The organism is Achromobacter dolens, from assembly GCF_902859745.1.
Lineage (GTDB): Bacteria > Pseudomonadota > Gammaproteobacteria > Burkholderiales > Burkholderiaceae_B > Achromobacter > Achromobacter dolens.
Map to the genome: position 1 here is coordinate 172334 of NZ_CADIJW010000004.1, position 22313 is coordinate 194646.

At 66.2% G+C, this 22313-nt stretch carries 19 protein-coding genes and 3 tRNA genes; 10 read left to right on the forward strand and 12 right to left on the reverse strand.

Annotated elements, in window-relative coordinates:
- The 5 genes from infB to scpB form a co-directional block, all read right to left on the reverse strand.
- Complete coding sequence (infB, locus tag HV783_RS05655) at positions 1–3051, reverse strand: translation initiation factor IF-2 (RefSeq protein WP_144655022.1); 3051 nt, start codon at positions 3049–3051, stop codon at positions 1–3.
- Positions 3052–3143: 92 nt separating this feature from the next.
- Positions 3144–4622, reverse strand: a complete 1479-nt coding sequence (gene nusA / locus HV783_RS05660) for a transcription termination factor NusA (protein ID WP_006396231.1) — start codon at positions 4620–4622, stop codon at positions 3144–3146.
- Positions 4619–5122, reverse strand: coding sequence for a ribosome maturation factor RimP (gene rimP, locus HV783_RS05665; RefSeq protein WP_054501415.1), 504 nt, complete (start codon positions 5120–5122; stop codon positions 4619–4621). The genes nusA and rimP overlap by 4 nt, the downstream gene beginning before the upstream one ends.
- Before the next feature lie 476 nt (positions 5123–5598).
- Entirely contained in the window at positions 5599–7371 is a 1773-nt protein-coding gene (rluB, locus tag HV783_RS05670; RefSeq protein WP_162876657.1) for a 23S rRNA pseudouridine(2605) synthase RluB, read from the reverse strand.
- Between the two features lie 35 nt (positions 7372–7406).
- Complete coding sequence (gene scpB / locus HV783_RS05675) at positions 7407–8624, reverse strand: SMC-Scp complex subunit ScpB (protein ID WP_054501417.1); 1218 nt, start codon at positions 8622–8624, stop codon at positions 7407–7409.
- A 67-nt stretch (positions 8625–8691) separates the two neighbouring features.
- On the opposite strand from scpB, the gene HV783_RS05680 reads away from it, so the two are divergent.
- A tRNA-Met gene (locus tag HV783_RS05680) sits at positions 8692–8768 on the forward strand.
- 731 nt (positions 8769–9499) lie between these two features.
- On the opposite strand, the gene HV783_RS05685 is transcribed toward HV783_RS05680, so the two are convergent.
- The 4 genes from HV783_RS05685 to HV783_RS05700 all read right to left on the reverse strand — a co-directional run bounded on the left by HV783_RS05685 (position 9500) and on the right by HV783_RS05700 (position 13083).
- Positions 9500–10399, reverse strand: a complete 900-nt coding sequence (locus HV783_RS05685; RefSeq protein ID WP_116792300.1) for a LysR family transcriptional regulator — start codon at positions 10397–10399, stop codon at positions 9500–9502.
- Positions 10400–10534: 135 nt separating this feature from the next.
- On the reverse strand, positions 10535–11542 hold the full coding sequence (locus HV783_RS05690) for a CobW family GTP-binding protein (protein ID WP_082401857.1): 1008 nt from the start codon (positions 11540–11542) through the stop codon (positions 10535–10537).
- Positions 11543–11569: 27 nt separating this feature from the next.
- A complete protein-coding gene (zigA, locus tag HV783_RS05695; RefSeq protein WP_231133014.1) occupies positions 11570–12826 on the reverse strand; it encodes a zinc metallochaperone GTPase ZigA in 1257 nt (418 codons plus the stop codon).
- A gap of 181 nt (positions 12827–13007) precedes the next feature.
- Positions 13008–13083: transfer RNA gene (locus tag HV783_RS05700), tRNA-Asn, on the reverse strand.
- A 211-nt stretch (positions 13084–13294) separates the two neighbouring features.
- Between HV783_RS05700 and HV783_RS05705 the strand changes: the two genes are divergently transcribed.
- The 4 genes from HV783_RS05705 (at position 13295) to HV783_RS05720 (ending at position 17041) form a co-directional block, all read left to right on the forward strand.
- Positions 13295–13370 (forward strand) — tRNA-Thr (locus tag HV783_RS05705).
- A 147-nt stretch (positions 13371–13517) separates the two neighbouring features.
- Positions 13518–14177 (forward strand): response regulator, encoded by a 660-nt coding sequence (locus HV783_RS05710; protein ID WP_054501420.1) that lies wholly within the window; start codon positions 13518–13520, stop codon positions 14175–14177.
- Positions 14174–15517: an ATP-binding protein gene (locus HV783_RS05715; protein WP_175188798.1), complete on the forward strand. Its 1344-nt coding sequence runs from the start codon at positions 14174–14176 to the stop codon at positions 15515–15517. Before HV783_RS05710 ends, HV783_RS05715 begins: the two co-directional genes overlap by 4 nt.
- A 63-nt stretch (positions 15518–15580) precedes the next feature.
- Entirely contained in the window at positions 15581–17041 is a 1461-nt protein-coding gene (locus tag HV783_RS05720) for a DegQ family serine endoprotease (RefSeq protein WP_116792302.1), read from the forward strand.
- A 58-nt stretch (positions 17042–17099) separates the two neighbouring features.
- Here HV783_RS05720 and maiA read toward each other — a convergent pair whose 3' ends face one another.
- The 3 genes from maiA to HV783_RS05735 are packed head-to-tail and all read right to left on the reverse strand — an operon-like array spanning position 17100 to position 19246.
- Complete coding sequence (maiA, locus tag HV783_RS05725) at positions 17100–17744, reverse strand: maleylacetoacetate isomerase (RefSeq protein WP_064526911.1); 645 nt, start codon at positions 17742–17744, stop codon at positions 17100–17102.
- Positions 17745–17792: 48 nt separating this feature from the next.
- Entirely contained in the window at positions 17793–18770 is a 978-nt protein-coding gene (ispH, locus tag HV783_RS05730; protein WP_054501424.1) for a 4-hydroxy-3-methylbut-2-enyl diphosphate reductase, read from the reverse strand.
- Positions 18770–19246 (reverse strand): FKBP-type peptidyl-prolyl cis-trans isomerase, encoded by a 477-nt coding sequence (locus HV783_RS05735; protein WP_175142229.1) that lies wholly within the window; start codon positions 19244–19246, stop codon positions 18770–18772. Before HV783_RS05735 ends, ispH begins: the two co-directional genes overlap by 1 nt.
- Before the next feature lie 51 nt (positions 19247–19297).
- Between HV783_RS05735 and radC the strand changes: the two genes are divergently transcribed.
- From radC to HV783_RS05755, 5 genes are all read left to right on the forward strand, one after another.
- Positions 19298–19975, forward strand: a complete 678-nt coding sequence (radC, locus tag HV783_RS05740; protein WP_054501425.1) for a RadC family protein — start codon at positions 19298–19300, stop codon at positions 19973–19975.
- Between the two features lie 92 nt (positions 19976–20067).
- Positions 20068–20697, forward strand: a complete 630-nt coding sequence (gene kynB / locus HV783_RS05745; RefSeq protein WP_054501426.1) for an arylformamidase — start codon at positions 20068–20070, stop codon at positions 20695–20697.
- Positions 20698–20781: 84 nt separating this feature from the next.
- Positions 20782–20904: a hypothetical protein gene (locus HV783_RS29590; RefSeq protein ID WP_258955704.1), complete on the forward strand. Its 123-nt coding sequence runs from the start codon at positions 20782–20784 to the stop codon at positions 20902–20904.
- Positions 20901–21749, forward strand: coding sequence for a tryptophan 2,3-dioxygenase (gene kynA / locus HV783_RS05750; RefSeq protein ID WP_054501427.1), 849 nt, complete (start codon positions 20901–20903; stop codon positions 21747–21749). The genes HV783_RS29590 and kynA overlap by 4 nt, the downstream gene beginning before the upstream one ends.
- A 196-nt stretch (positions 21750–21945) precedes the next feature.
- Complete coding sequence (locus HV783_RS05755; protein ID WP_006388310.1) at positions 21946–22212, forward strand: type B 50S ribosomal protein L31; 267 nt, start codon at positions 21946–21948, stop codon at positions 22210–22212.
- Positions 22213–22313: the final 101 nt, after the last annotated feature.

Consider the following 22313-nt stretch of genomic DNA (forward strand, 5'->3'; position numbering starts at 1 on the left):
TTACAGCGTACGCGCGATTTCCTTGATTTCAAAGACTTCCAGTTGGTCGCCCACCTGGATGTCGTTGTTGCCGCGCAGCGTAAGACCGCAATCGAAGCCCGACTTGACTTCCTTGACGTCGTCCTTGAAGCGGCGCAGCGAATCGAGCTGGCCGGTCCACTGGACCACGTTGTTGCGCAGCAGGCGGACCTGCGAATCGCGACGCACCAGGCCGTCGAGCACCATGCAACCGGCGATGTTGCCGATGCGGGAGATGCTGTAGACCTCGCGGATCTCGACCAGGCCGATGACTTCTTCCTTCTTCTCGGGCGCCAACATGCCCGACATGGCTGCCTTCACTTCGTCCACGGCGTCGTAGATGATGTTGTAGTAGCGCACGTCGATGCCGTTGGTCTCGGCCAGCTTCTTGGCGCTGGCTTCGGCGCGGACGTTGAAGCCGATCACCACGGCGTTCGAGGCGATCGCCAGGTTGATGTCGCTTTCCGAGATGCCGCCCACGGCCGCGTGCACCACTTGCACGCGCACTTCGTCGGTCGACAGCTTGGTCAGCGACTGCACCAGCGCTTCCTGCGAACCCTGGACGTCGGTCTTGACGATCAGCGCCAGGGTCTGGGTGCCTTCGCCCAGGTTGTCGAACATCGATTCCAGCTTGGCGGCCTGCTGGCGGGCCAGCTTGACGTCGCGGAACTTGCCCTGGCGGAACAGCGCGATTTCGCGCGCCTTGCGCTCGTCGGACAGCACCATCAGTTCGTCGCCGGCGGCCGGCACTTCGGTCAGGCCCTGGATTTCCACCGGGATCGACGGACCGGCGGCCTGGATCGGCTTGCCGTTCTCGTCGAGCATGGCGCGCACGCGGCCGAAGCTGGCGCCAGCCAGCACCACGTCGCCACGGTTCAGCGTGCCGCTCTGGACCAGGATGGTCGCGACCGGGCCGCGGCCCTTGTCCAGGCGGGCTTCGATCACCAGGCCCTTGGCGGGCGCGTCGACCGGCGCCTTCAGTTCCAGCAGTTCGGCTTGCAGCAGCACGTTCTCGAGCAGCGCGTCGATGCCCTCGCCGGTCTTGGCCGACACCGGCACGAACGGCACATCGCCGCCGTATTCTTCCGGCACCACTTCCTCGGCGACCAGTTCCTGCTTGACGCGCTCGGGGTTGGCGCTGGGCTTGTCGATCTTGGTCATGGCCACCACCATCGGCACGCCCGCGGCCTTGGCATGGTGGATGGCTTCACGCGTCTGCGGCATCACGCCGTCGTCGGCCGCGCAGACCAGGATGACGATGTCGGTGGCCTTGGCGCCACGGGCACGCATGGCGGTGAACGCCTCGTGGCCCGGGGTATCCAGGAAGGTCACCATGCCACGCTCGGTTTCCACATGGTAGGCGCCGATGTGCTGCGTAATGCCGCCGGCTTCGCCCGCGGCGACCTTGGCGCGGCGGATGTAGTCCAGCAGCGAGGTCTTGCCGTGGTCGACGTGGCCCATCACGGTCACGACCGGGGCGCGCGGCAGTTGTTCGGCTTCCGACACGCTCGCGGTTTCGTCCAGGAAGGCTTCCGGGTCGTCGAGCTTGGCGGCGATCGCCACGTGGCCCAGTTCCTCGACCACGATCATCGCGGTTTCCTGGTCCAGCACCTGGTTGATGGTGACCATCTGGCCCAGCTTCATCAATTGCTTGATGACCTCGGCAGCCTTGACGGACATCTTGTGGGCCAGGTCGGCCACGCTGATGGTTTCCGGCACGTGCACTTCACGCGCGATGAATTCCTGCGGCGCGGGCTCGTTGCGGCGGTCGTTCTGCTGGTTGCGGCCACCACGGCCGCCACTCTTGCCACCGCCCTTGCCGCCGGCACGCCAGCCGTCGCGGCTGGCCGGCGCCGCCGGCTTGTCGGCCGGCTTCTTGCGCGACGCGTCATCCGACCACGTCGAAGCGACTTCGGCGGTCTTGATGGTCTTCTTGGTGCCGGGCGCGGCGGGCTTGGCATCCTTCTTGGCGCCAGGCGCGGCAGCGCCCTTGCCCGCCGGCTTGTGCAGCGTGCCCGAAATCGGGGCGGCCGCGGCGGCGGGCGCTTCCGGTTCGGGAGCGCGCAGCACCTTGCGCGGACGGTTCAGCATCTCGCGCAGGGCGGCGGCTTCGGCCTCGGCGGCACGGCGGGCCTCGTCGCGGCCAGCGCCGGTGGCGGAGGCGGCGAGCGGCGGGCCGGCGCGGCGGTTGTCGGCGCGATTCCCGACCTTGGCGGCGGGCGCAGCGGACTCGACCGGCTTGGCGGCGGATTTCACGGGTTCAGACTTCGCGGCAGGCGGCACCTGGGCGACAGGCGCGGCGGCCTGAGAGGACGATGGTTCGGACTTATTGGCTAGCACAACGGGTTCCGGCTTGGCTTCTTCAGCCTTGGGCTCGGTGGATTCAGTCTTGACTTCGGGCTTGGCCTCTTCGGCCACGGGCTCGGCAGGAGCAGGCGCCGGCGTCGGTTCCGGTTCAGGCTGGGCCTGGACTTCGGCGGCGGGAGCCGCAACGGGGGCGGGCACTTCGGCCGCGACGGGTTCAACAGGCGCGGCCGCTTCTACCGGTGCGGGCGCTTCGACAGCAGCGGGCTCTTGCACCGGGGCAGGAGCCGGCGCCTGGACGGGCGTGGCTTCGCGCGGTTCGGCCGGCTTGGCCGCTTCGGGCACGACGGGTGCGGACACCGGCTGTGCTTCCTCGACGGACGATTCTTCCTCAGCGCGGGCGCTGGCGGCCTGCTCCAGGGCGATTTCGGAGGGATCACGCTTGACGAACACGCGCTTCTTGCGAACCTCGACCTGGATGGTGCGCGAGCGGCCGGTGGCATCTGCCTGGCGGATCTCGGAGGTCTGGCGGCGCGTCAGGGTGATCTTCTTGCCTTCGGTCGCGCCGTGGGCGCGACGCAGCGATTCGAGCAATTTCGCCTTGTCGCTGTCGGTGACGGAATCGTCCACCGATTTGAGGTCAACGCCAGCCGAGCGCAGCTGTTCCAGCAGCACATTGGCAGGCATTTTCAGCTCGGTAGCGAACTGGGCGACGGTGTTACTCGACATTAGGCTCTCTCTTCCCTATATGCAGCTATTACAAACAACGTGAACTTGCGGCGGACTTGACGGCCATCCGCCGCAGACCCGTGTCCATTTGGTTATTCTTCATCGAACCAATGGGCGCGGGCACGCATGATGAGGTCGCTGGCTTCCTGTTCGGTCAGGCCGGCGATTTCCGCCAGCTCGTCCGTCGCCAGTTCGGCCAGATCATCACGCGTGTGCACCTGACGCTCGGCCAGCTTGGCGGCCAGTTCGGGCGTCACGCCTTCGAGTTCGAGCAGATCCTGCGCCGTTTCAAGACGCTCTTCCTGGGCGATGGCCTCGGTCAGCAGCGCATTGCGGGCACGGGCGCGCAACTCATTGATGGTGTCTTCGTCGAACGCCTCGATCTCCAGCAGTTCCTGCATGGGGACGTAGGCGATTTCCTCGATACCGGTGAAACCTTCGTCGATCAGGATGTCGGCGACTTCCTCATCGACGTCCAGCTTGTTCATGAACGTGGTGCGCAGGCCCGAACGCTCGACTTCCTGGCGGTTCAGGCTTTCTTCCGGCGTCATGATGTTGATCTGCCAACCCGTCAGCTCGGACGCCAGGCGCACGTTCTGGCCCTTGGCGCCGATCGCCTTGGGCAGGTTTTCCTCGTCGACCACCACGTCCATCGCGTGCTTGTCTTCGTCCACCACGATGGACTCGACGTTGGCCGGCGCCAGGGCGCCGATGACGAACTGCGCGGGATCTTCCGACCACAGCACGATGTCGACCTGCTCGCCGCCCAGCTCGTTGCGCACGGCGGTCACGCGCGAACCGCGCATGCCGACGCAGGTGCCGATCGGGTCGATACGCTTATCGTATGCCACCACGGCGATCTTCGCACGCACGCCGGCGTCGCGCGCCGCGGCCTTGATCTCGAGCAGGCCCTGCTCGATCTCGGGCACTTCGTTCTCGAACAACTGACGGATGAACTCGGGCGAGGTGCGCGACAGGATCACCTGCTGGCCGCGGGCCGCATGGTCGACGCGCAGGACAAAAGCGCGGACGCGGTCGGCGACCCGGAGGTTTTCCTTCGGGATCATTTCGGAGCGCGGCAGGCGCGCTTCGATCTTGCCGGTCTCGATGATGGCGTCGCCCTTGTCCATGCGCTTGATGGTGCCGGACACGATGGTTTCGCCGCGATCCAGGAAGTCGTTCAGGACCTGCTCGCGCTCGGCGTCGCGGATTTTCTGCAGGATCGCCTGCTTGGCGGCCTGGGCGCCGATACGGCCGAACTCGATCGGCTCGAGGGGTTCCTCGATGTATTCGCCAACCTGAATGTTGGGCACGATCTCGACCGCGTCCGACAGCATTTCCTGCTTGTCGGGCTCTTGCAGGCCCGCTTCGTCGGGCACCACCAGCCAGCGGCGGAAACCTTCGTGGTCACCGGTTTCACGATCGATGGCAACACGAATGTCCGCATCATCCTTGAAGCGCTTTTTCATGGCCGAGGCCAGCGCGCTTTCCAGCGCCCCGAACACGACATCACGCGTGACGTTCTTTTCACGCGCCAAGGCATCGACCAACAGAAGAATTTCGCGACTCATCGCTTTTTGCCCTTGAAATCCAGAACGGGATCCAGTTTTGCACGCTCGATATCCTCGACCGTGAAATTCAACACCTGGACTTCGTTCTTTTTTGCCTCAAATTCGAGACCGAACACGGTCTTGTGCATCCCAGCCGCGGCGTCCGAAGCCGCGGGCGCGTCCTCGGGCACGGTCAACGTACCGGAAAAGACCTTGCGTCCGTCCAATGCCTCGCGCAGCTTGATCTCGATGCGTTCGCCTGCGAAACGGCGGAAGTCGGCCTCGTTGCGCAGCGGGCGGTCAACGCCCGGCGAACCGACTTCCAGCCGCTTGTAGTCGATGTTCTCGACCTCGTACACCCGCGACAATTGGCGGGACACTTGCTCGCAGTCTTCGATGCGCACACCGCCGACCCGATCGATCGTGACGCGCAAAAGGCCCAGCGCGGCACGTTCGACGTCAACGAGTTCGACGTCCATGCCGGCCAGTGCCTCTTCGGTCAATGCGAATAAATCAGCCATATACTCAAAAAAAATGGGCTGCACGCCCAGCCCACCGTATTGCACAGTGCCCAGCCGCCACCCTACTGCACGTAAGGAGCAATGCTGGGCAGTGCCCTATATTGCGACCTAAATTTCGGCTCGCGCCACCCTTGCAGCGCGCCCGCCAACTTCGCGAGGGCCAGCCAGCCCACACCTGTTTCACCGAGACCACCTGCGCCGCAAACCACCGCGACCACCTGGACCCGCCATGAAACCGGGCAACGACCCACCTGACGACCCGTCAGCGACCCGTAGCCCTATAGCCTTACAACCCGCGCATCCATGAAAAACGCCGCATGAGCGGCAAAGCAACGGCGCGAACCGACAGACGCGAAGCCATGAAAACCATTGATTTTACCAGATAAACTGGAAAAACGCCTGATTCGTCACGGGCTTACGTTTATGTGGGACGGATCGAGCCAGCGGCGCCGCGCGGACGCCGCTACGGCGCGGGTTTAGCGGCCCCGGCCGCCCCGGCCACCCATCACGCCCAGGCGCGATTCATGGGCCGACGCGCCGCGAGGCTGCCAGTCATCGCCACGGGGCGACGCCGCATTGCGGGCCGCACGCGGCTTGCCGCCCGCGCCCGGGCCCTTGTTGCCGCCGGTCGAGCCACCGCCACCCGCGCGCGGGCCGTCAGCCTTGTTGCCGCCACGGCCGGCACCCGTCGGCTTGCCGCCGCGAGCGGCATTGCCGCCACGCGCGGCCGCTGGCTTGCCGCCAGGCTTGCCTCCCGCGGGCTTGCGACCAGCACCCGAAGGCGCATCCACCCCACCCGCTGCCGCGGCCGGACCATTGGCGGCTGCGGCACGCGCGCCGCGCGGCTTGCCGCTGCCCGCCTTGCCACCCGCACGACCACCCGGCTTGCCGCCACCACCCGCGCCGCGACCACCCGCGGCCTTGCCACCCTTGCGGTTGCCGGCGGATTCGCCCGCCAGGGGGTGACCGTTGGCGTAACCGCCAGCGATCATCAGACCGGTGCCGAAAGGATCGGAGGGACACGCCGCCACCTGGCCGGCGCTGCCGGCACGGCCGCCCTGGATCTTGCCGCGGCGGCCAATACGGGCGCCGTTCATGCCATTGCGCTCCATCGTGCCGAAGCCGGGGGGCAAGGCGCTGTCATGCGACTGCGGCTGCTTGGAACGGCGGCGGTTGCCGCCGGATTCGTCGTCTTCGCGCAACAAGCCCAACTGCACCATCAGCGCAGTGACCAGCGAGGCGTCGAGTTCTTCCCAACGGCCACGGCGCAGCGTGCGCGGCAACACCACGTCGCCGAAACGGGTGCGGATCAATCGGCTGACCGTCACGCCCACCGCCTCGAACATGCGGCGCACTTCGCGGTTGCGCCCTTCCTGCAGGGTCACGCGGTACCAGCGGTTGCTGCCGTCGCCACCCAGGTAGTCGAGCGCGCCGAACGCGGCCACGCCATCTTCCAGCTCGATGCCATCGACCAGCGACTGGCGCTGCGCCTCGTCCATCTCGCCCAGGACGCGCACCGCGTATTCCCGCTCGGTGCCGTAACGCGGGTGCATGATGCGGTTGGCCATGTCGCCCGAGGTCGTGAAGATCAGCAGGCCTTCGGTATTCAGGTCGAGCCGACCCACGGACAGCCACTTGCCGGTGCGCAGCTTGGGAAGACGCGCGAACACGCTGGCGCGGCCGCCCGGATCATCATGACTGACGATCTCGCCGGCCGGCTTGTGATACAGGATCACGCGCGGCGGCTTCTTGGTGTTGGTGCGCATGATGGGCTTGCCATTGACACGCACCTGGTCGTTCGGGGCCACGCGCTGGCCGATATGGGCCGGCTCGCCGTTGACCGACACGCGGCCGGCGACGATCAGCTCTTCCATCTCGCGGCGCGAACCGATACCGGCATCGGCCAGCACCTTGTGCAGCTTCGGCATCACCGCTTCGCTGTTCAGGTACTTGCCCAGGCGCTGCTCCATGCGGTCAGCGGTGTCCAGGTACGACAGGGCCTGCTCGGCTTCTTGTTCGCCCCCGCGACTGTCCGGGGTGTCGGCGGCAGCCTGGGCGGGCGCGGCGGCATGCCCTTCGGCAGCCGGCGCCTGCTCGGCGGCGGCGTCGCCGCGACGGCGCCGGAACGGGGTGCGCAGCTTGCGACCACGGCCGCGGGCCTCGCCTTCGGCGGCCGGCTCACGGCTGGCGGAGGCTTCCGCGGGCGCATTGGAAACGGCGTCATCCGGACGGGGATTGTCGTCCTGCATTGCTGTATTCGTTGTCACTGGGACAGCTCCGAATTTCAAACTTGGGGAGGCCTGCCGGGGGCAGGCGCATCATCATCTGGGGAAGCCGGTCCGCGCTCAGCCTCGGGCTGAGCGGAATCCGGCTCGGCAGGCTCCGCCACGGCGGAGCCGGTATCAGGCTCAAACGGCCCGGCGCCAGGCGCCAGGGGTTCGGCCTCGTCTATCGGTTCGGTCGGCTTCGCGCTTTCCGCGTGCTCGACAAGTTCATCCGCGGCGCCGGATTCGGCGCGCGCGTCGGAACTGCCAGTCTGTGCGGGATTTTCTGACAACCCGCCATGCGCCTCTTGGGCGACATCCACGCCCGGCGCATCGGCTTCATCGAAGCGCCCGGCATTCTCGATGCCCACGGATGGCGCATCGGACAAGCTTTCGGCTTGCGCCCGGACGGTGGAATCGTCGGCGGGAATCGCGTCTTCTTCTGAGCGCGAAAGGGGGGATTCTACGCCATCATCCGCCGCCATGGGGGCGTCGTCGTCCGAAACAGACAATTCCGCCCCTGGAATACTGGCTTGCACATCGGCCTCGGCAACCGCCTGCCGCCCTTCCGCATGCTCGGCGGCTTCCGTTGCGCCTGCGGTTTCCGCGCCTTCGACGAGATCTGGGGTATTGGCGGCATCGGCGCCTTCGGCGGCGTCGGCGGCATCCGCCAACTGCTGCACTTCGCCCAGGTCCAGGCCCGCCAGCGCGGCGGCGGCATGCGTGGATTCCAGCGCGGGCAATTCGTCCAGCGCGCGCAGGCCGAGATCATCGAGGAACTGACGCGTAGTGCCGAACAGGGCCGGACGGCCCGGCGCATCGCGGTGGCCGATGACCTCGATCCAGCCCCGATCCTCCAGCGCCTTCACGATGTTCGACGACACCGTCACGCCGCGGATATCTTCGATATCGCCCCGCGTCACCGGCTGGCGCCAGGCCACGATGGCCAGTGTTTCCATCACCGCGCGGGAATACTTCGGCGGTTTTTCGGGGTTGAGCCGTTCCAGGTAGCGCTGCATGTGCGGGCGGCTCTGGAAACGCCACCCCGTCGCCAGTTGCACCAATTCCAGGCCGCCATCGGCCCAGTTGTTCTGCAGCGTTTCCAGCAACGTGCGCAAGGCGCTGTTGTCGAATTGTTCATCGTCCCCGAACAGCTTGCGCATTTCGGACAGTTGCATCGGCTGCACCGCGCAAAGCAGCGCGGTTTCCAGCACGAGTATCGCCTCGCTATCGTTCATCGAGATTCAAATTCAAAAGGGCTAACTTGCGTTAGGTTGAAAACAAGGCTACTATTCATTTCTCAGACGCGGGGTGGAGCAGTCTGGCAGCTCGTCGGGCTCATAACCCGAAGGTCGTAGGTTCAAATCCTGCCCCCGCAACCAAATTGATCAAGGCCTGGCGAATGCGCCGGGCCTTTTTCATTTGCGGCCGGCATGTTGAAAACAAATACGTTCAAGATATGCAGGGCGTCATCAGCCAAGGCAAGCCCGCGCGAGGCGGCGGCCCGCGCAGCCACCCGAACCACACCATGGGCGGAACGGCTACAGACAGCGCTGATTTGCGTATTTCTCACGAGAATCCTGTATTTACCACCAACCGCCGCGGGCTCGCGCGGCGATACTCACGCCATTCAAGAGGGCTGCGCGCAGCGCCCCGGCCATGGCGGGGACAAATCCATCAGCGACGGACTTGTTCAAGCAAAATCTGGAAGCTGGCAAAAGCGCCAACGCGCCTGCGGAACACGCCATCATTTGGCGCTATAGCCGCGGCAACCGACATTGCGGTAATCGATATTGCGGTATTCGAGATCAAGGACCTGAATCGTCAGGCATCGGCCAATGGCACACTGCGCCTGCGGCCGCCATCCGGAAAATCCGGCGCGCCTCTCCCCTGGTGTTCCTGGCGCCCGGCCGTGCAGGACACTGGCCTGACAAGCCCGAACCCCAATGCGCCGGAACCACGATTCTTAGATATTTTCCAAGACTACATGCTGGCGGACGATGACAAAGGCCCTGATGCACAGCGCCCGGTCCGTCGAGGCAGCAGCCAAATTATACCGCTATATACCCTGCCCTCAACCCAGCGCCGCCAAACGCGGGCTCCCGATAACACCTTAGGACTGATCCCAGGGCGCCGGCCCCAAACGCTCCACCAGGAAATCCAGCATCGAGCGCAGGATCAGGGGCATCTGCCGGCGCGACGCATAGACGCCATAAATGCCGAGTTCCTGTGGCCTGGCCTGCGGCAGGATGGCCTTCAGGCGCCCCTGCGCCACATACTCGGCGGCGTAGTACGTTGGCAACATGGCGACGCCGGCGCCTTCCAGCGCAGCCTGCAGCAGCACCGATACCTCGTTGGCGCTGATATTGCCGCTGACCGGCACATCGACCGGCACACCCTCGCGCTCGAAACGCCACAGGCTCTTGCCGAAGTAGGAATGGGTCAGGCAATTGCGCAGCGACAGATCCTCGACCCGCCCCGGCTCGCCCTCGCGCTGCAGGTAGTCCGGCGAAGCGCAGACGATGGAACGGCAGACGGCCAGCTTGCGCGCGATCAGGTTGGGATCCAGGTCATTGGTGATGCGCACCGCCAGGTCGACCCGCTCCTCGACTAGATTGACCGTCCGGTCGACCAGCATCAAGTCGACCGAGGTGCCCGGATGCAACTTGACGTAGTCGGTGATGACCCGCGCCAGATGCCGCGAGCCGAACGACATGCTGGTGGTCATGCGCAACAGGCCGCGCGGCGTATCCTCGGGCGTGGATACCGCGCTGCGCAGGTCGCCCACCATGTCGAGCATCTGCCGGCAACGTGGCAGCGTCTCGGCACCGGCAGGCGTGAGGCTGAGGCGGCGGGTGGTGCGATGCAACAGGCGCACGCCGACCCACTGCTCCATTTCGGCCAGGTAGCGCGACACCATCGCCCGCGACATATCCAGATGAACCGCCGCCGCCGACAAACTGCCTCTGTCGGCGACCTCCACGAATACCTGCATCGCTTTCAATCGGTCCATGATTGTCTCGATTCTTGCATCAGACTTTCTGGTTATACCGTATTTCCATGCATTTTCCGCAATGAAATGACGGCCACCCAGCCCTTTCAAGACAATCGGCAAGCACCGCCCGCAAGCAGCGCCGCGACCGGCCCCTCATGCGGGAAACTGGCCCAGCGCCGCGCACACTTCGGCCCGCACCGCATCAACGTCCGCGCCCCTGACGATATAGACCAGCCGCGACAGACGCTCGTCGTCCGGCCACTGCGGCAACGGCCGGATCGGATAGAGCTCGCCATGGACGCCATGAACCTCGCAGGGCAAAGCCTCGCCCTCGAAGCAGACCAGCCCCTTCATCCGCAACAACGCCGGGCCGAACCGCTCCTGCACGCGGGACACACCCGCCAGAAAGGCGGCTCGGCCGATCGGCGCGACCAGCGCCAGCGAAAAGCTCGCCACCTGCGCATGACGCCCGACCATCGGCTTGGCGAACGCCCGCAGCCAGCCCGCCAGCTCGGCGCCATCGCGCCGCGCCTGCGTGTCAGGCCCCTCCAGCAACGCGCCGACCAATGGCGCATCGGTGCGCTGCACGCAGCGCCGCGCGCCCGGATTGACCGCGGCCACGGCATGCTCCACCGCGCGCGTTTGCGCAACATCCGCCAAATCGGATTTGCTGAGAACGACGGTATCGGCCAAGGCCAACTGCCGCAGCGCCTCCGGCTGAGTCTCCATCTGCAGCGGCCCGTGACGCACATCGACCACCACGATGGCGCCCCGGTAGGCATAGCGCTCGGCCAGGAAGCGGTCGTGCTTGAGCGTGAAGAGCACCGGCGCCGGATCCGCCAGGCCGCTGGTCTCGATCAGCACCCGGCGAAACGGCTTGATACGGCGATTGAGCGCCAGCATGAACAGCTCGCGCAGGGTGTCGGCCACCGCGCCGCTGACCACGCAGCACAGGCAGCCGCCCTCGATCAGCACGATGTTGTCCTGCGCCAGGCGGACCAGATGATGGTCCACGCCGATGTCGCCGTATTCATTGACGATGACCACGGCGTCGGCATAGGCCGGCTCACGCAGGAGGCGGTTGAGCAGCGTCGTCTTGCCGCTGCCCAGAAACCCCGAAATCACCGTCACGCCGATGCGCTTGTCGCCTTCCGCTGCCATCACCCCACGGACTTTTGCCCGCCCTCGCTATTGCGCCGCGCCCCAGACGGGGAACGGATCCCGAATCGTAGCCAATTCGGTCGCCGGACGGGTCATTTCTTCCTGCGTCATCAGGCACGCCTGCAGCCGCGCCGTCAACGCCTCCTGATCCATGCCAATCCCGATCAACACCAGCTCCTGACAGCGGTCGCCATAGATGGGATCCCAATCGGCCACGATCCGGGCGCGCGACTCGGCGTCTTCCGGCCAGCGATCGCGCGGCAACGCGGCCCACCAGTACCCGGCCGCGCCATGCCGCGAGACGGGGCCGGCCTGCGACCAGGAGGCCGCGAACGCGGGCCGCGTCACCAGCCAGAAATAGCCCTTGGAGCGCACCACCCCGGGCCACTCTTCTTGAAAACAATCCCACAGGCGCTGCGGGTGAAACGGGCGACGCGCGCGGAACACGAAACTGCCGATACCGTATTCCTCGGTTTCGGGCGTGTGCTCGCCGCGCAACACCTTGAGCCAGCCGGGCGCCTGCGCCGCCTCCTCAAAATCGAAGCGCCCCGTGTCCAGCACGCGCGCCAGCGGCACCCGGCCGAACTCGCCGCGCACGACGTCGGCGCGTGGATTGAGCTGGCGCAGGATCGCCTCGAGCCGCTCCAGCTCGTCCGCCGTGATGAGATCGGTTTTGTTCAACACCATGACATCGCAGAATTCGACCTGTTCGATCAGCAGGTCGACAACAGTGCGCTCGTCTTCCTCGCCCAGCGTTTCGCCACGCGCGGCCAGACGGTCATGGCTGGCGTAGTCGCGCAGGAAATTGAAGGCATCCACCACCGTGACCATGGTGTCCAGCCTGGCCACATCGGACAGGCTCAGGCCGTCCTCATCGCGGAAGGTGAAGGTCTCGGCCACCGGCAGCGGCTCCGAGATGCCAGTGGACTCGATCAACAGGTAATCGAAGCGCCCCTCGGCAGCCAGGCGGCGGATCTCGATCAACAGGTCCTCGCGCAACGTACAGCAGATGCAGCCGTTGCTCATCTCCACCAGCTTTTCGTCCGCCCGTGACAGCGCCGCGCCGCCCTCGCGTACCAGCCGGGCATCGATATTGACATCCGACATGTCATTGACGATGACCGCCACCCGCCGCCCCTCGCGGTTGTTCAGCACATGGTTGAGCAAGGTGGTCTTGCCCGCGCCGAGAAAGCCCGACAACACGGTCACCGGCAAGCGCGCATCCGCCCGCCCATCCGCTCCCGCACAGGGCCCCGGCCCCGCCTCTTCGTTGCCTATCCGCATGACACCCACCAAAAAGAAATGTTATTACATAACAAATCTTACGCGCGCCACGCCTCCGGGAGCAAGTCCGCAACGATCAGGACGGGTAACAAGCACAGCACCCCGCGCGAACGCGCGCGACAAAACCAAAGCAATAAAAACCAAAAGGGCCACTCACTTGCGTGAGTGGCCCTGAATTCTTTGGCTCCCCGAGCTGGGCTCGAACCAGCGACCTGCGGATTAACAGTCCGTCGCTCTACCGACTGAGCTATCGGGGAACTGCTAAGAAACGAGATTATGAAGGAAAAATTCGAAGTGTGCAAATCGGACCTTTTTTCGCGCCACACGCATCGCAAGTTTCCCATCGCCAAGAAACTCTGATATGATTTCGGTCTTTCCAAATCAGGCCCCATAAACAGGGCATGAAATGGCGAAGAAAAAGATGTTTTGCTGAAGCTCTGGCTTGCCGGAAACGAAGCAAATGGTCTTGCCGGCATAGCTCAGTTGGTAGAGCAGCGCATTCGTAATGCGAAGGTCGTAGGTTCGACTCCTATTGCCGGCACCAGAATTCAAAAAGCAGCCCCCGCGGGCTGCTTTTTTCATTTGCGCCTGGCGCGGCGCAACGGCCCTCGGCCCGCAGCCCCGCCCTTGCGGGAACTCCGGCCTCGCCGCGCACGTCCAATCCGCTGGACACCACACGGCGACGACTATCATGCGCATCCTTCTCGTCGAAGACGACACCATGATCGGTGAAAGCGTGCTGGACTGCCTGCGCGCCGAACATTACGCCGTCGACTGGGTCAAGGACGGCCATGCGGCCGAACTGGCCCTGCGCACCGATCCCTATGACCTCGTGCTGCTGGACCTGGGGCTGCCGCGCCGCGACGGCCTGTCGCTGCTGCGCGACCTGCGCGGCCGCAAGGACCGCACCCCCGTCCTGATCGCCACCGCGCGCGACGCTGTCAGCGACCGCATAGCGGGTTTGGACGCCGGCGCCGACGACTACATTGTCAAGCCCTACGATCTCGATGAGCTGCTGGCGCGCATGCGCGCCCTGATCCGCCGCAGCGCCGGGCGCGCCGAGCCGGTGTTCGAGCACGACGGCATCGTCATCGACCCGCAATCGCACGCCGCCACGGTCGACGGCACGCCGGTGCCGCTGACCGCGCGCGAATGGGCGGTGCTGGAGCCGCTGATCGCCCGCCCCGGCATGATCTTCTCGCGCGCCCAGCTCGAGGAAAAGCTTTATAGCTGGAAGGACAGCGTCAGCAGCAACGCGGTCGAGGTTTATATTCATGGCCTGCGCAAGAAACTCGGTCAGGACCTGATCCAGAACGTGAGAGGCGTCGGCTATGTCATTCCCAAAACATGAGCATTCCGCTTAGCTATTCGCTGCGGGCCCGGTTGCTGTTCTTCCTGCTGGCCGCGATCGCGGTCGGCGCCCTGGTGCAGGGCGTCATCGCCTATCGCAGCACCCTGCAGCAGGCCGACGACATCTTCGATTCGCTGTTGCAGCGCACCGCGCTGTCGCTCGGCACTGGCGACGGGCTGCTGCGGATGGGACCGGCACACACCAAGGGGTCGGCCACGCCGATGGCCGACGACCTCATCATCCAGATCTGGACGCCCGATGGCGTGCGCGTGTTCAATTCGCGCTCGCGCCGCCCCCTGCCCGACCAGATCGTCCTGGGTTTCGCAGACGCCGAAGTCGAAGGCAGCACCTATCGCGTCTACTCGCTGGCCACGCCGTTCCAGGTGATCCAGGTGGCGCAGGACATGCAGGTTCGCAAGCGCATGGCGGGCGCGCTGGCCTGGCGCACGGTCGCGCCGATCGCGGCGGCGGCGCCGCTGCTGATGCTGATCGTCTGGTGCGTGGTGAGCTGGTCGCTACGGCCCGTCAAGCGCGCCCGGGCGCAGGTGGCAGCCCGCCGGCCCGAGGACCTTTCGCCCATCAATGTGCCCGACCTGCCCGATGAAATCCGGCCACTGATGCAGGAACTGAACCTGCTGCTGGAACGGATGCGCGGCGCCTTCGCGCAGCAGAAGCAATTCGTCGGCGATGCCGCGCACGAGCTGCGCTCGCCGCTGGCGGCGCTGAACCTGCAACTGCAATCGCTGCGCCGCGCGGGCGACGATGCCAGCCGCCGCGTCGCCGAGCAACGGCTGGCGGCGGGCATCGAGCGCGCCACGCGGCTGGTGGAGCAATTGCTGTCGATGGCGCGCCACGAGAACCACGCCGAACAGCCGCCCGCCGAGACGGTGGACCTGGCCGACGTGGTGCGCCTGGCCCTGTCCGAGACGCTGCCCGCGGCCAACGCCAAGGACATCGGCATCGAGCTGCACGGCGCGCCGCAGGCCATGGTGCGCGGACGCCGCGACGACCTGGTGCTGCTGGCGCGCAACCTGCTCGACAACGCCATCAAATACACCCCCGCCGGCGGCCATATCGCGATCCGGCTCGACACGCCGGCGGACGGCGCCCGGCTGCTGATCGACGACAATGGCCCGGGCATCCCGCCGGCCGAGCGCGCCCGCGTGTTCGACCGTTTCTACCGGCTGGACGGCAACACCCAGCCCGGCAGCGGCCTGGGCCTGGCGATCGCCCGCGCGATCGCCGAACGCCATGACGCAATCATCACGCTCGAGGACGTTCCCGGCGGTCCGGGCCTGCGGGCCCGGGTGGTGTTTCCGCCGCCGCAGTCGGCAACTTAAGATTCACCTAAGTGTCAGGCCCGAAGATAGCGCCATGTCCCCAAACATGACGCAGGAGCCGACATGAAGACCTCGAAGATGAACCCCTCGCGCCTGGTGCTGGCGCTGCTGGCTGCCGGCGCCATTGGCGGCGCCGGCGCTACCGCCGCGTTCGGCGGCATTTCGATGGCGGCCAGCGCGCCGTCCGCCGTGGCCGCCACCGCGGCACCGGGAGCCTCCACGCCGGGCGCCCCCATGGGCGCTCCCAACTTTGCGCAGATCACGCGTGACTATGGCCCCGCCGTCGTCAACATCAGCATCAGCGGCACCCGCAAAGTGTCCGATGACGACGACGACCCGTTCGCCCAGTTCTTCGGCCAGATCCCCGGCGCGCGCGGCGGCATGCCGTCGCGCGAGGTGCCGATCCGCGGCGAAGGCTCGGGCTTCATCGTCAGCAGCGACGGCGTCATCCTGACCAACGCCCACGTCGTGCAGGGCGCCAAGGAAGTGACCGTCAAGCTCACCGACCGCCGCGAATTCCGCGCCAAGGTGCTGGGCGCCGATCCGCAGACCGACGTGGCCGTCATCAAGATCGACGCCAAGAACCTGCCGGTGGTGAAGGTCGGCGACGTCAACCAGTTGCAGGTGGGCGAATGGGTGCTGGCCATCGGCTCGCCCTACGGCCTGGAGAACACCGCCACCGCGGGCATCGTCAGCGCCAAGGGACGTTCGCTGCCGGACGACACATCGGTGCCATTTATCCAGACCGACGTGGCCGTGAACCCCGGCAACTCCGGCGGCCCGCTGTTCAATGACCGCGGCGAAGTGGTCGGCATCAATTCGCAGATCTACAGCCGCACCGGCGGTTTCCAGGGCCTGTCGTTCTCGATCCCGATCGACGTGGCGTACAAGATCAAGGACCAGATCCTGGAACACGGCAAGGTGCAGCATGCGCGCCTGGGCGTGACGGTGCAGGAGGTGAACCAGGACCTGGCCAACTCGTTCAAGCTCGATACGCCGTCCGGCGCGCTGGTCTCCAGCGTCGAGAAAGGCAGCGCGGCCGAGAAGGCCGGCCTGCAGCCGGGCGACGTGGTGCGCAAGATCAACGGCCGCAACATCGTGTCGTCCGGCGACCTGGCGTCGCTGATCACGCTGGCCACGCCGGGCGAGAAGATCACGCTGGACCTGTGGCGCAACGGCGCCCCCAAGGAAGTCGTGGCGACGCTGGGCGGCGTGCCGAAGGACCGGACCCAGACCGCCGGCGACAGCCGCGACGTGCAGAAGGGGCAGCTCGGCCTGGCGTTGCGCCCGCTCTCGCCGCAGGAGCAGGAAGCGGCGGGCGCGCAGGGTCTGTTGATCGAGCAGTCGGCGGGTCCGGCCGCCAAGGCCGGCATCCAGCCGGGTGACGTGCTGCTGTCGCTCAATGGCGTGCCGGTGCACAACATCGGCCAGGTCAAGGACGCGCTGTCCAAGGCTGGCAAGACGGTGGCGCTGCTGGTGCAGCGCGGCGAAGACAAGATCTTCGTGCCGGTGCAGTTGGGCTGAGCCTGATCGACAGGCATGCGGCGGGCCGGCCGGGAAGACATCCCGGCCGGCCCGCGGCTCATTCAGCGTCGGGCTGCCTGCCCGGCGCGGCGGCCTCGAAGGCCGGCAAGGCACGGCAGGCGGCGTCGATGCGCACGACCGTGGGCATCGCGCTCAGGTCGCATTCGAAACGGCGGGCGTTGGCCACCTGTGGCACCAGGCACAGGTCGGCGATGGTCGGGGTGTCGCCATGGCAGAACGCGCCGGTGGCGGCCGAGCCGGCCAATTGCGCTTCCAGGGCTTCCAGCCCCTGGCGCACCCAGTGTTGATACCAGGCCGTCTTGGCGGCCTCGTCCACGCCCAGCGTGTGCTTGAGGTACTTCAACACCCGCAGGTTGTTCAGCGGATGGGTATCGCAGGCGATGCCCAGCGCAAGGTCGCGCACGCGCGCGCGGCCGATCGCGTCCGCCGGCAGCAACGGGGGCTGCGGATGCGTTTCCTCGAGGTACTCGATGATCGCGAGCGACTGACCGATGACGGCGTCGCCATCGACCAGCGTGGGCACGAGGGCGGTGGGATTGACCTGGCGGTAGTCGGCCGACAACTGCTGGCCGCCGTCCTTGAGCAGGTGCACAGCCAGGTATTCGTACGGCAGACCCTTCAGGCTCAGCGCGATGCGCACACGATAGGCGGCCGAGCTGCGGAAATAGCTGTACAACTGCATGAAGTCTCCTCGATTCTTGTTCCGGACGACGCGCCAGGGGCGTCGCGCCTATTCCAGCGATTCGGTCTGCGCGGCCTTGCGCGACAGGCCCTTGGGCAACGGGAAGGCCACGTTCTCTTCCAGGCCCGGCATGGTGCGCACCGACACGGCGCCCAGTTCCTTGACCCGCGCAATCACCTGCTGCACCAGGATCTCGGGCGCCGACGCGCCGGCGGTCACGCCGATGCGCTTGCGGCCCTCGAGCCAGGCCGGGTCGATGGAATGCGCGCCGTCGATCAGGTAGGACGCCACGCCCTTGCGGTCCGCCACTTCGCGCAGGCGGTTGGAGTTGGAGCTGTTGGGGCTGCCCACCACCAGCACCAGGTCGCATTCGGGCGCCAGCACCTTGACCGCGTCCTGGCGATTCTGGGTGGCATAGCAGATGTCGCTTTTCTTGGGCTCGACGATACTGGGAAAGCGCGCCTTGAGCGCCTTGGACACGGCCGCGGCGTCGTCCACCGACAGCGTGGTCTGCGTGACGTACGCCAGGTTCTCGGGATCGGTGACCTGCAGGCCGGCCACGTCCTCGACGGTCTCGACCAGGTACATGCCGCCCTGGGCCTGGCCCAGCGTGCCTTCGACCTCCGGATGGCCCTTGTGGCCGATCATGATGATCTCGCGGCCGGCCGCGCGCATGCGTGCCACTTCGATGTGCACCTTGGTCACCAGCGGGCAAGTGGCATCGAACACCTGCTGCCCGCGCGCCTCGGCTTCGGCCCGCACCGCCTTGGACACGCCGTGGGCCGAGAAAACCACGATGGCGCCCGTGGGGGCATCGTCGAGTTCGTCGATGAAGATGGCGCCCTTGGCGCGCAGGTCTTCGACCACGTAGCGGTTGTGGACGATCTCGTGGCGCACGTAGATCGGCGCGCCGTGCAGTTCGAGCGCGCGCTCGACGATGTCGATGGCGCGATCGACGCCGGCACAGAAGCCGCGCGGCTGCGCCAGCAGGACTTCGGCGCCGGCGGCGGTGACAGCCTGGCTCATCAGAGGACTCCCAGCAGCGCCACGTCGACCCGCAAGCTGATGCCCGCGAGCGGGTGGTTGAAATCGAACAACGCCGATTCCTCGTTGATTTCCTTCAGGACGCCCGAATAGCGGCCGCCGTTGGGCGCCGCGAACTCGACCAGGTCGCCGGGCTCGAACGTGGCGTCGGCGCCCGCGTGCTCGGCGAGCATCTTGCGCGTGACGCGCTGGATCAGCTCGGGGTTGCGATCGCCATAGGCGTCGGCGGGCTCCAGCGTGACGCTGAAGCGGTCGCCCTCGGCCTTGCCCAGCAAGGCGGTTTCCAGGCCCGGCGCCCACTGGCCGCTGCCCATCTGCAGCGTGGCAGGACGACCGTCGAAGGTATCGGTGAAGACCGAATCCTTGCCCGGCCCCGAAGCCAGGGTGATGCGGTAATGCAGCGTCAGGTAGGAGTCCGGACGGACCAAAACATTCATTTCGTTAGAGGCGATGCTCAAGATCTGCCACCGTATTCAGACAGTAAGTGAATCCTGATTTTAGAGCCTCTTATGAAATTGTCTGTCCGGGTGTCGAAACACGACCGTCCCCGCGAGCGCCTGCTGCGCCTGGGCGCCTCGGCGTTACAAAATACCGAACTGCTCGCCATCGCCCTGCGCACCGGGGTGCCCGGGCTGAACGTGCTGGATCTATCCAGCCAGTTGCTGGACCGCTTCCGCGGCCTGCGCGGGCTGCTGGGAGCCACCCCGGAAGAGCTGCTGACCGTGCCCGGCCTGGGCACGGCCAAGGCCTGCGCCCTGGCGGCGATCCTGGAACTGGCCAAGCGCGCCATCGAGGAGGAACTGACGCTCGCCAGCACCCTCGATCATCCGTCGCGAGTGAAACAATATTGCAAGGTTACGCTGGCCCACCGCCGGGTCGAACACTGCATCGCGCTCTACCTGGACAGCCAGTTGCGGCTGATCGCCAGCGGCGAACTGGCCCGCGGCACGCTGTCCCAAGCCTCGGTGTACCCGCGCGAGGTGGTGCGCGAGGCCCTTCGCCATCACGCGGCGGCGCTCATCATCGCCCACAACCACCCATCCGGCCTGGCCCAGCCCAGCGCGGCGGACCTGGCGTTCACGCGCCACCTCAAGCAGGCGCTGGCGCTGGTCGACATCGCCCTGGTCGACCACCTGATCGTCGCTGGCGACGACGTCTCCTCGATGGCGGAACACGGTCGCCTCTGACGGGCTGCGCGTGCGGCGGGAATTCGTTAGACTACGGCCCGATATTGTTTTAGGCTTAACCTAATTTCCGCTTCCGCGACCGCGCGCCTTCCATGAAACGCCTGTGGGATATCTCCCCTCCCGTCTCCACGGCCTCGCCCGTGTTTCCTGGCGATACCCCGTATCGCCAGCAATGGAAGTGGTCGCTCGAGCCCGGCTGTCCCGTCAACGTCAGCGAAATCACGATGTCGCCGCACGTCGGCGCGCACGCCGATGCGCCGCTGCACTACCAGAACGGCGGCGCCGCCATCGGCGCGGTCTCGCTCGAACCCTTTCTTGGCCCCTGTCGCGTCATCCACGCCATCGACTGCGGGCCGCTGATCACCCCGGAGCACCTGCTCCACGCCGCCGACAACCTGCCCCCGCGCATCCTGGTGCGCACCGCCAAGCACGCCGCGCAGGAATGGTGGACGGACGACTTCTCGGCCTACGCGCCCCAGACCATCGAATGGCTGGCCGAACGCGGCGTCATGCTGATCGGGCTGGACACCCCCAGCATCGACCCCGCATCCAGCAAGACCCTGGACAGCCATCACGCCATCCTGCGGCATGACATGCGAGTACTGGAGAATCTGGTGCTCGACGATGTGCCGCAGGGCGATTACGAACTGATCGCACTGCCGCTGGCTTTGATCCAGGCTGATGCCAGCCCGGTGCGCGCCGTCCTGCGCGAATTGGGCTGAAACACCGGCCACGGGCCGGCCGTGCGCAACGCGGCGCGACCTGCACGCCGCCCGCCCGGCCGTCCCCATTCGAGAAGCAAGATCATGACCACACCGCTCCACCCGCGCATGGCGCTCGCCTGCGCCCGCCTGCCGTTCACCGGCTGGCGCAGCCTGCCCGCGTCCGCCCGCCGCGCCGCCCCGCCCTGCCAGGGAGGCCTCGCATGAGCCAAGCCCAACGCCCCGAAGACATCGTCCACGAGGAAAAAGCGCAACTGGATTTCACGCGCGACATGACCTACGGCGATTACCTGCACCTGGACGAACTGCTGGGCGCGCAGCACCCGCTGTCGCCCGAGCACAACGAAATGCTGTTCATCATCCAGCACCAGACCAGCGAACTCTGGATGAAGCTGATGCTGCACGAGCTGCGCGGCGCCATCGCCAATCTGGCGGCGGACCGTCCGCAACCGGCATTCAAGATGCTGGCGCGGGTCAGCAAGATCATGGAACAGCTCGTCCACGCCTGGGACGTGCTGGCGACCATGACGCCGCCCGAGTACTCCGCCCTGCGCCCCTATCTGGCGCGCTCCAGCGGCTTCCAGAGCTACCAGTACCGCCAGATCGAATTCCTGCTGGGCAACAAGAACGCCGCCATGCTCAAGCCGCATGCGCACCGCGCCGACCTGCTGGCGCAGGTGCAGCGTGCCTATGAAGCGCCGTCGCTATATGACGAATCGCTGCGCCTACTGGCGCGGCACGGCGTGGCGGTCCCCGCCGACCGCCTGGAGCGCGACTGGACCCAGCCCTACCAGGCCTCGGAAGGCGTCGAGCAGGCTTGGCTGACGGTCTACCGCGACACCGAGCGCTACTGGGACCTGTACCAACTGGGCGAAAAGCTGACCGACCTGGAAGACGCCTTCCGCCTGTGGCGTTTCCGCCACGTCACCACGGTCGAGCGCGTCATCGGCTTCAAGCGCGGCACCGGCGGCACTTCTGGCGTGGATTACCTGCGGCGCATGCTGGAAGTGGTGCTGTTCCCGGAAATCTGGAAACTGCGCACCGATCTGTGATCGGCGATACCATCCGTCCCCAGATGAAAAGCCGGGCGCTCCCTGACAGAGCGCCCGGATTGCGTGCCGCTGCCGGCGATTCCCATGCTAGAATGCACAGTTACTTTTCGGATACGTGGCAAGAACGCCTGAAAGCGGTTCGTGCTGGCGACCCTAACTTTTGACATGACTCCCTTGGGAGTCCTAGGAAAGCACCATGAAAGAAGGCATTCACCCCGAATACCGCGAAGTCGTCTTCGCCGACCTGCAAACGGGCAGCAAGTTCATCACCCGCTCGACCGTCCAGACGCGTGAAACCATCGAACTCGATGGCAAGACGTACCCGCTCTTCAAGTGCGACGTGACCTCCGAATCGCACCCGTTCTACACGGGCGCCCAGACGCGTATCGTCGAAACCGGCCGCGTGGAAAAGTTCCGCGCCCGTTTCGCCCGCACCGCCGGCACGGTCAAGTCCGCTTCCTGATCCTGTCGCTCCTACGGGAGTCACAGCAAAAAGGCAGCCTCCGGGCTGCTTTTTTTTCCCCTGACCCTGCCCGTCGGCAACCCGGGGGCTGGCGCTTCCCG

What these genes read in the sequence shown, in the direction of transcription:
- maiA (WP_064526911.1), bottom strand. Translation starts at nt 17,744, where the DNA reads ATGCAGTTGTACAGCTATTTCCGCAGCTCGGCCGCCTATCGTGTGCGC.
- HV783_RS05710 (WP_054501420.1), top strand. Translation starts at nt 13,518, where the DNA reads ATGCGCATCCTTCTCGTCGAAGACGACACCATGATCGGTGAAAGCGTG.
- HV783_RS05715 (WP_175188798.1), top strand. Translation starts at nt 14,174, where the DNA reads ATGAGCATTCCGCTTAGCTATTCGCTGCGGGCCCGGTTGCTGTTCTTC.
- HV783_RS05690 (WP_082401857.1), bottom strand. Translation starts at nt 11,542, where the DNA reads ATGGCAGCGGAAGGCGACAAGCGCATCGGCGTGACGGTGATTTCGGGG.
- radC (WP_054501425.1), top strand. Translation starts at nt 19,298, where the DNA reads ATGAAATTGTCTGTCCGGGTGTCGAAACACGACCGTCCCCGCGAGCGC.
- HV783_RS29590 (WP_258955704.1), top strand. Translation starts at nt 20,782, where the DNA reads ATGACCACACCGCTCCACCCGCGCATGGCGCTCGCCTGCGCCCGCCTG.
- HV783_RS05720 (WP_116792302.1), top strand. Translation starts at nt 15,581, where the DNA reads ATGAAGACCTCGAAGATGAACCCCTCGCGCCTGGTGCTGGCGCTGCTG.
- kynA (WP_054501427.1), top strand. Translation starts at nt 20,901, where the DNA reads ATGAGCCAAGCCCAACGCCCCGAAGACATCGTCCACGAGGAAAAAGCG.
- kynB (WP_054501426.1), top strand. Translation starts at nt 20,068, where the DNA reads ATGAAACGCCTGTGGGATATCTCCCCTCCCGTCTCCACGGCCTCGCCC.
- rimP (WP_054501415.1), bottom strand. Translation starts at nt 5,122, where the DNA reads ATGGCTGATTTATTCGCATTGACCGAAGAGGCACTGGCCGGCATGGAC.
- scpB (WP_054501417.1), bottom strand. Translation starts at nt 8,624, where the DNA reads ATGAACGATAGCGAGGCGATACTCGTGCTGGAAACCGCGCTGCTTTGC.
- rluB (WP_162876657.1), bottom strand. Translation starts at nt 7,371, where the DNA reads ATGCAGGACGACAATCCCCGTCCGGATGACGCCGTTTCCAATGCGCCC.
- nusA (WP_006396231.1), bottom strand. Translation starts at nt 4,622, where the DNA reads ATGAGTCGCGAAATTCTTCTGTTGGTCGATGCCTTGGCGCGTGAAAAG.
- HV783_RS05685 (WP_116792300.1), bottom strand. Translation starts at nt 10,399, where the DNA reads ATGGACCGATTGAAAGCGATGCAGGTATTCGTGGAGGTCGCCGACAGA.
- zigA (WP_231133014.1), bottom strand. Translation starts at nt 12,826, where the DNA reads ATGCGGATAGGCAACGAAGAGGCGGGGCCGGGGCCCTGTGCGGGAGCG.
- ispH (WP_054501424.1), bottom strand. Translation starts at nt 18,770, where the DNA reads ATGAGCCAGGCTGTCACCGCCGCCGGCGCCGAAGTCCTGCTGGCGCAG.
- infB (WP_144655022.1), bottom strand. Translation starts at nt 3,051, where the DNA reads ATGTCGAGTAACACCGTCGCCCAGTTCGCTACCGAGCTGAAAATGCCT.
- HV783_RS05755 (WP_006388310.1), top strand. Translation starts at nt 21,946, where the DNA reads ATGAAAGAAGGCATTCACCCCGAATACCGCGAAGTCGTCTTCGCCGAC.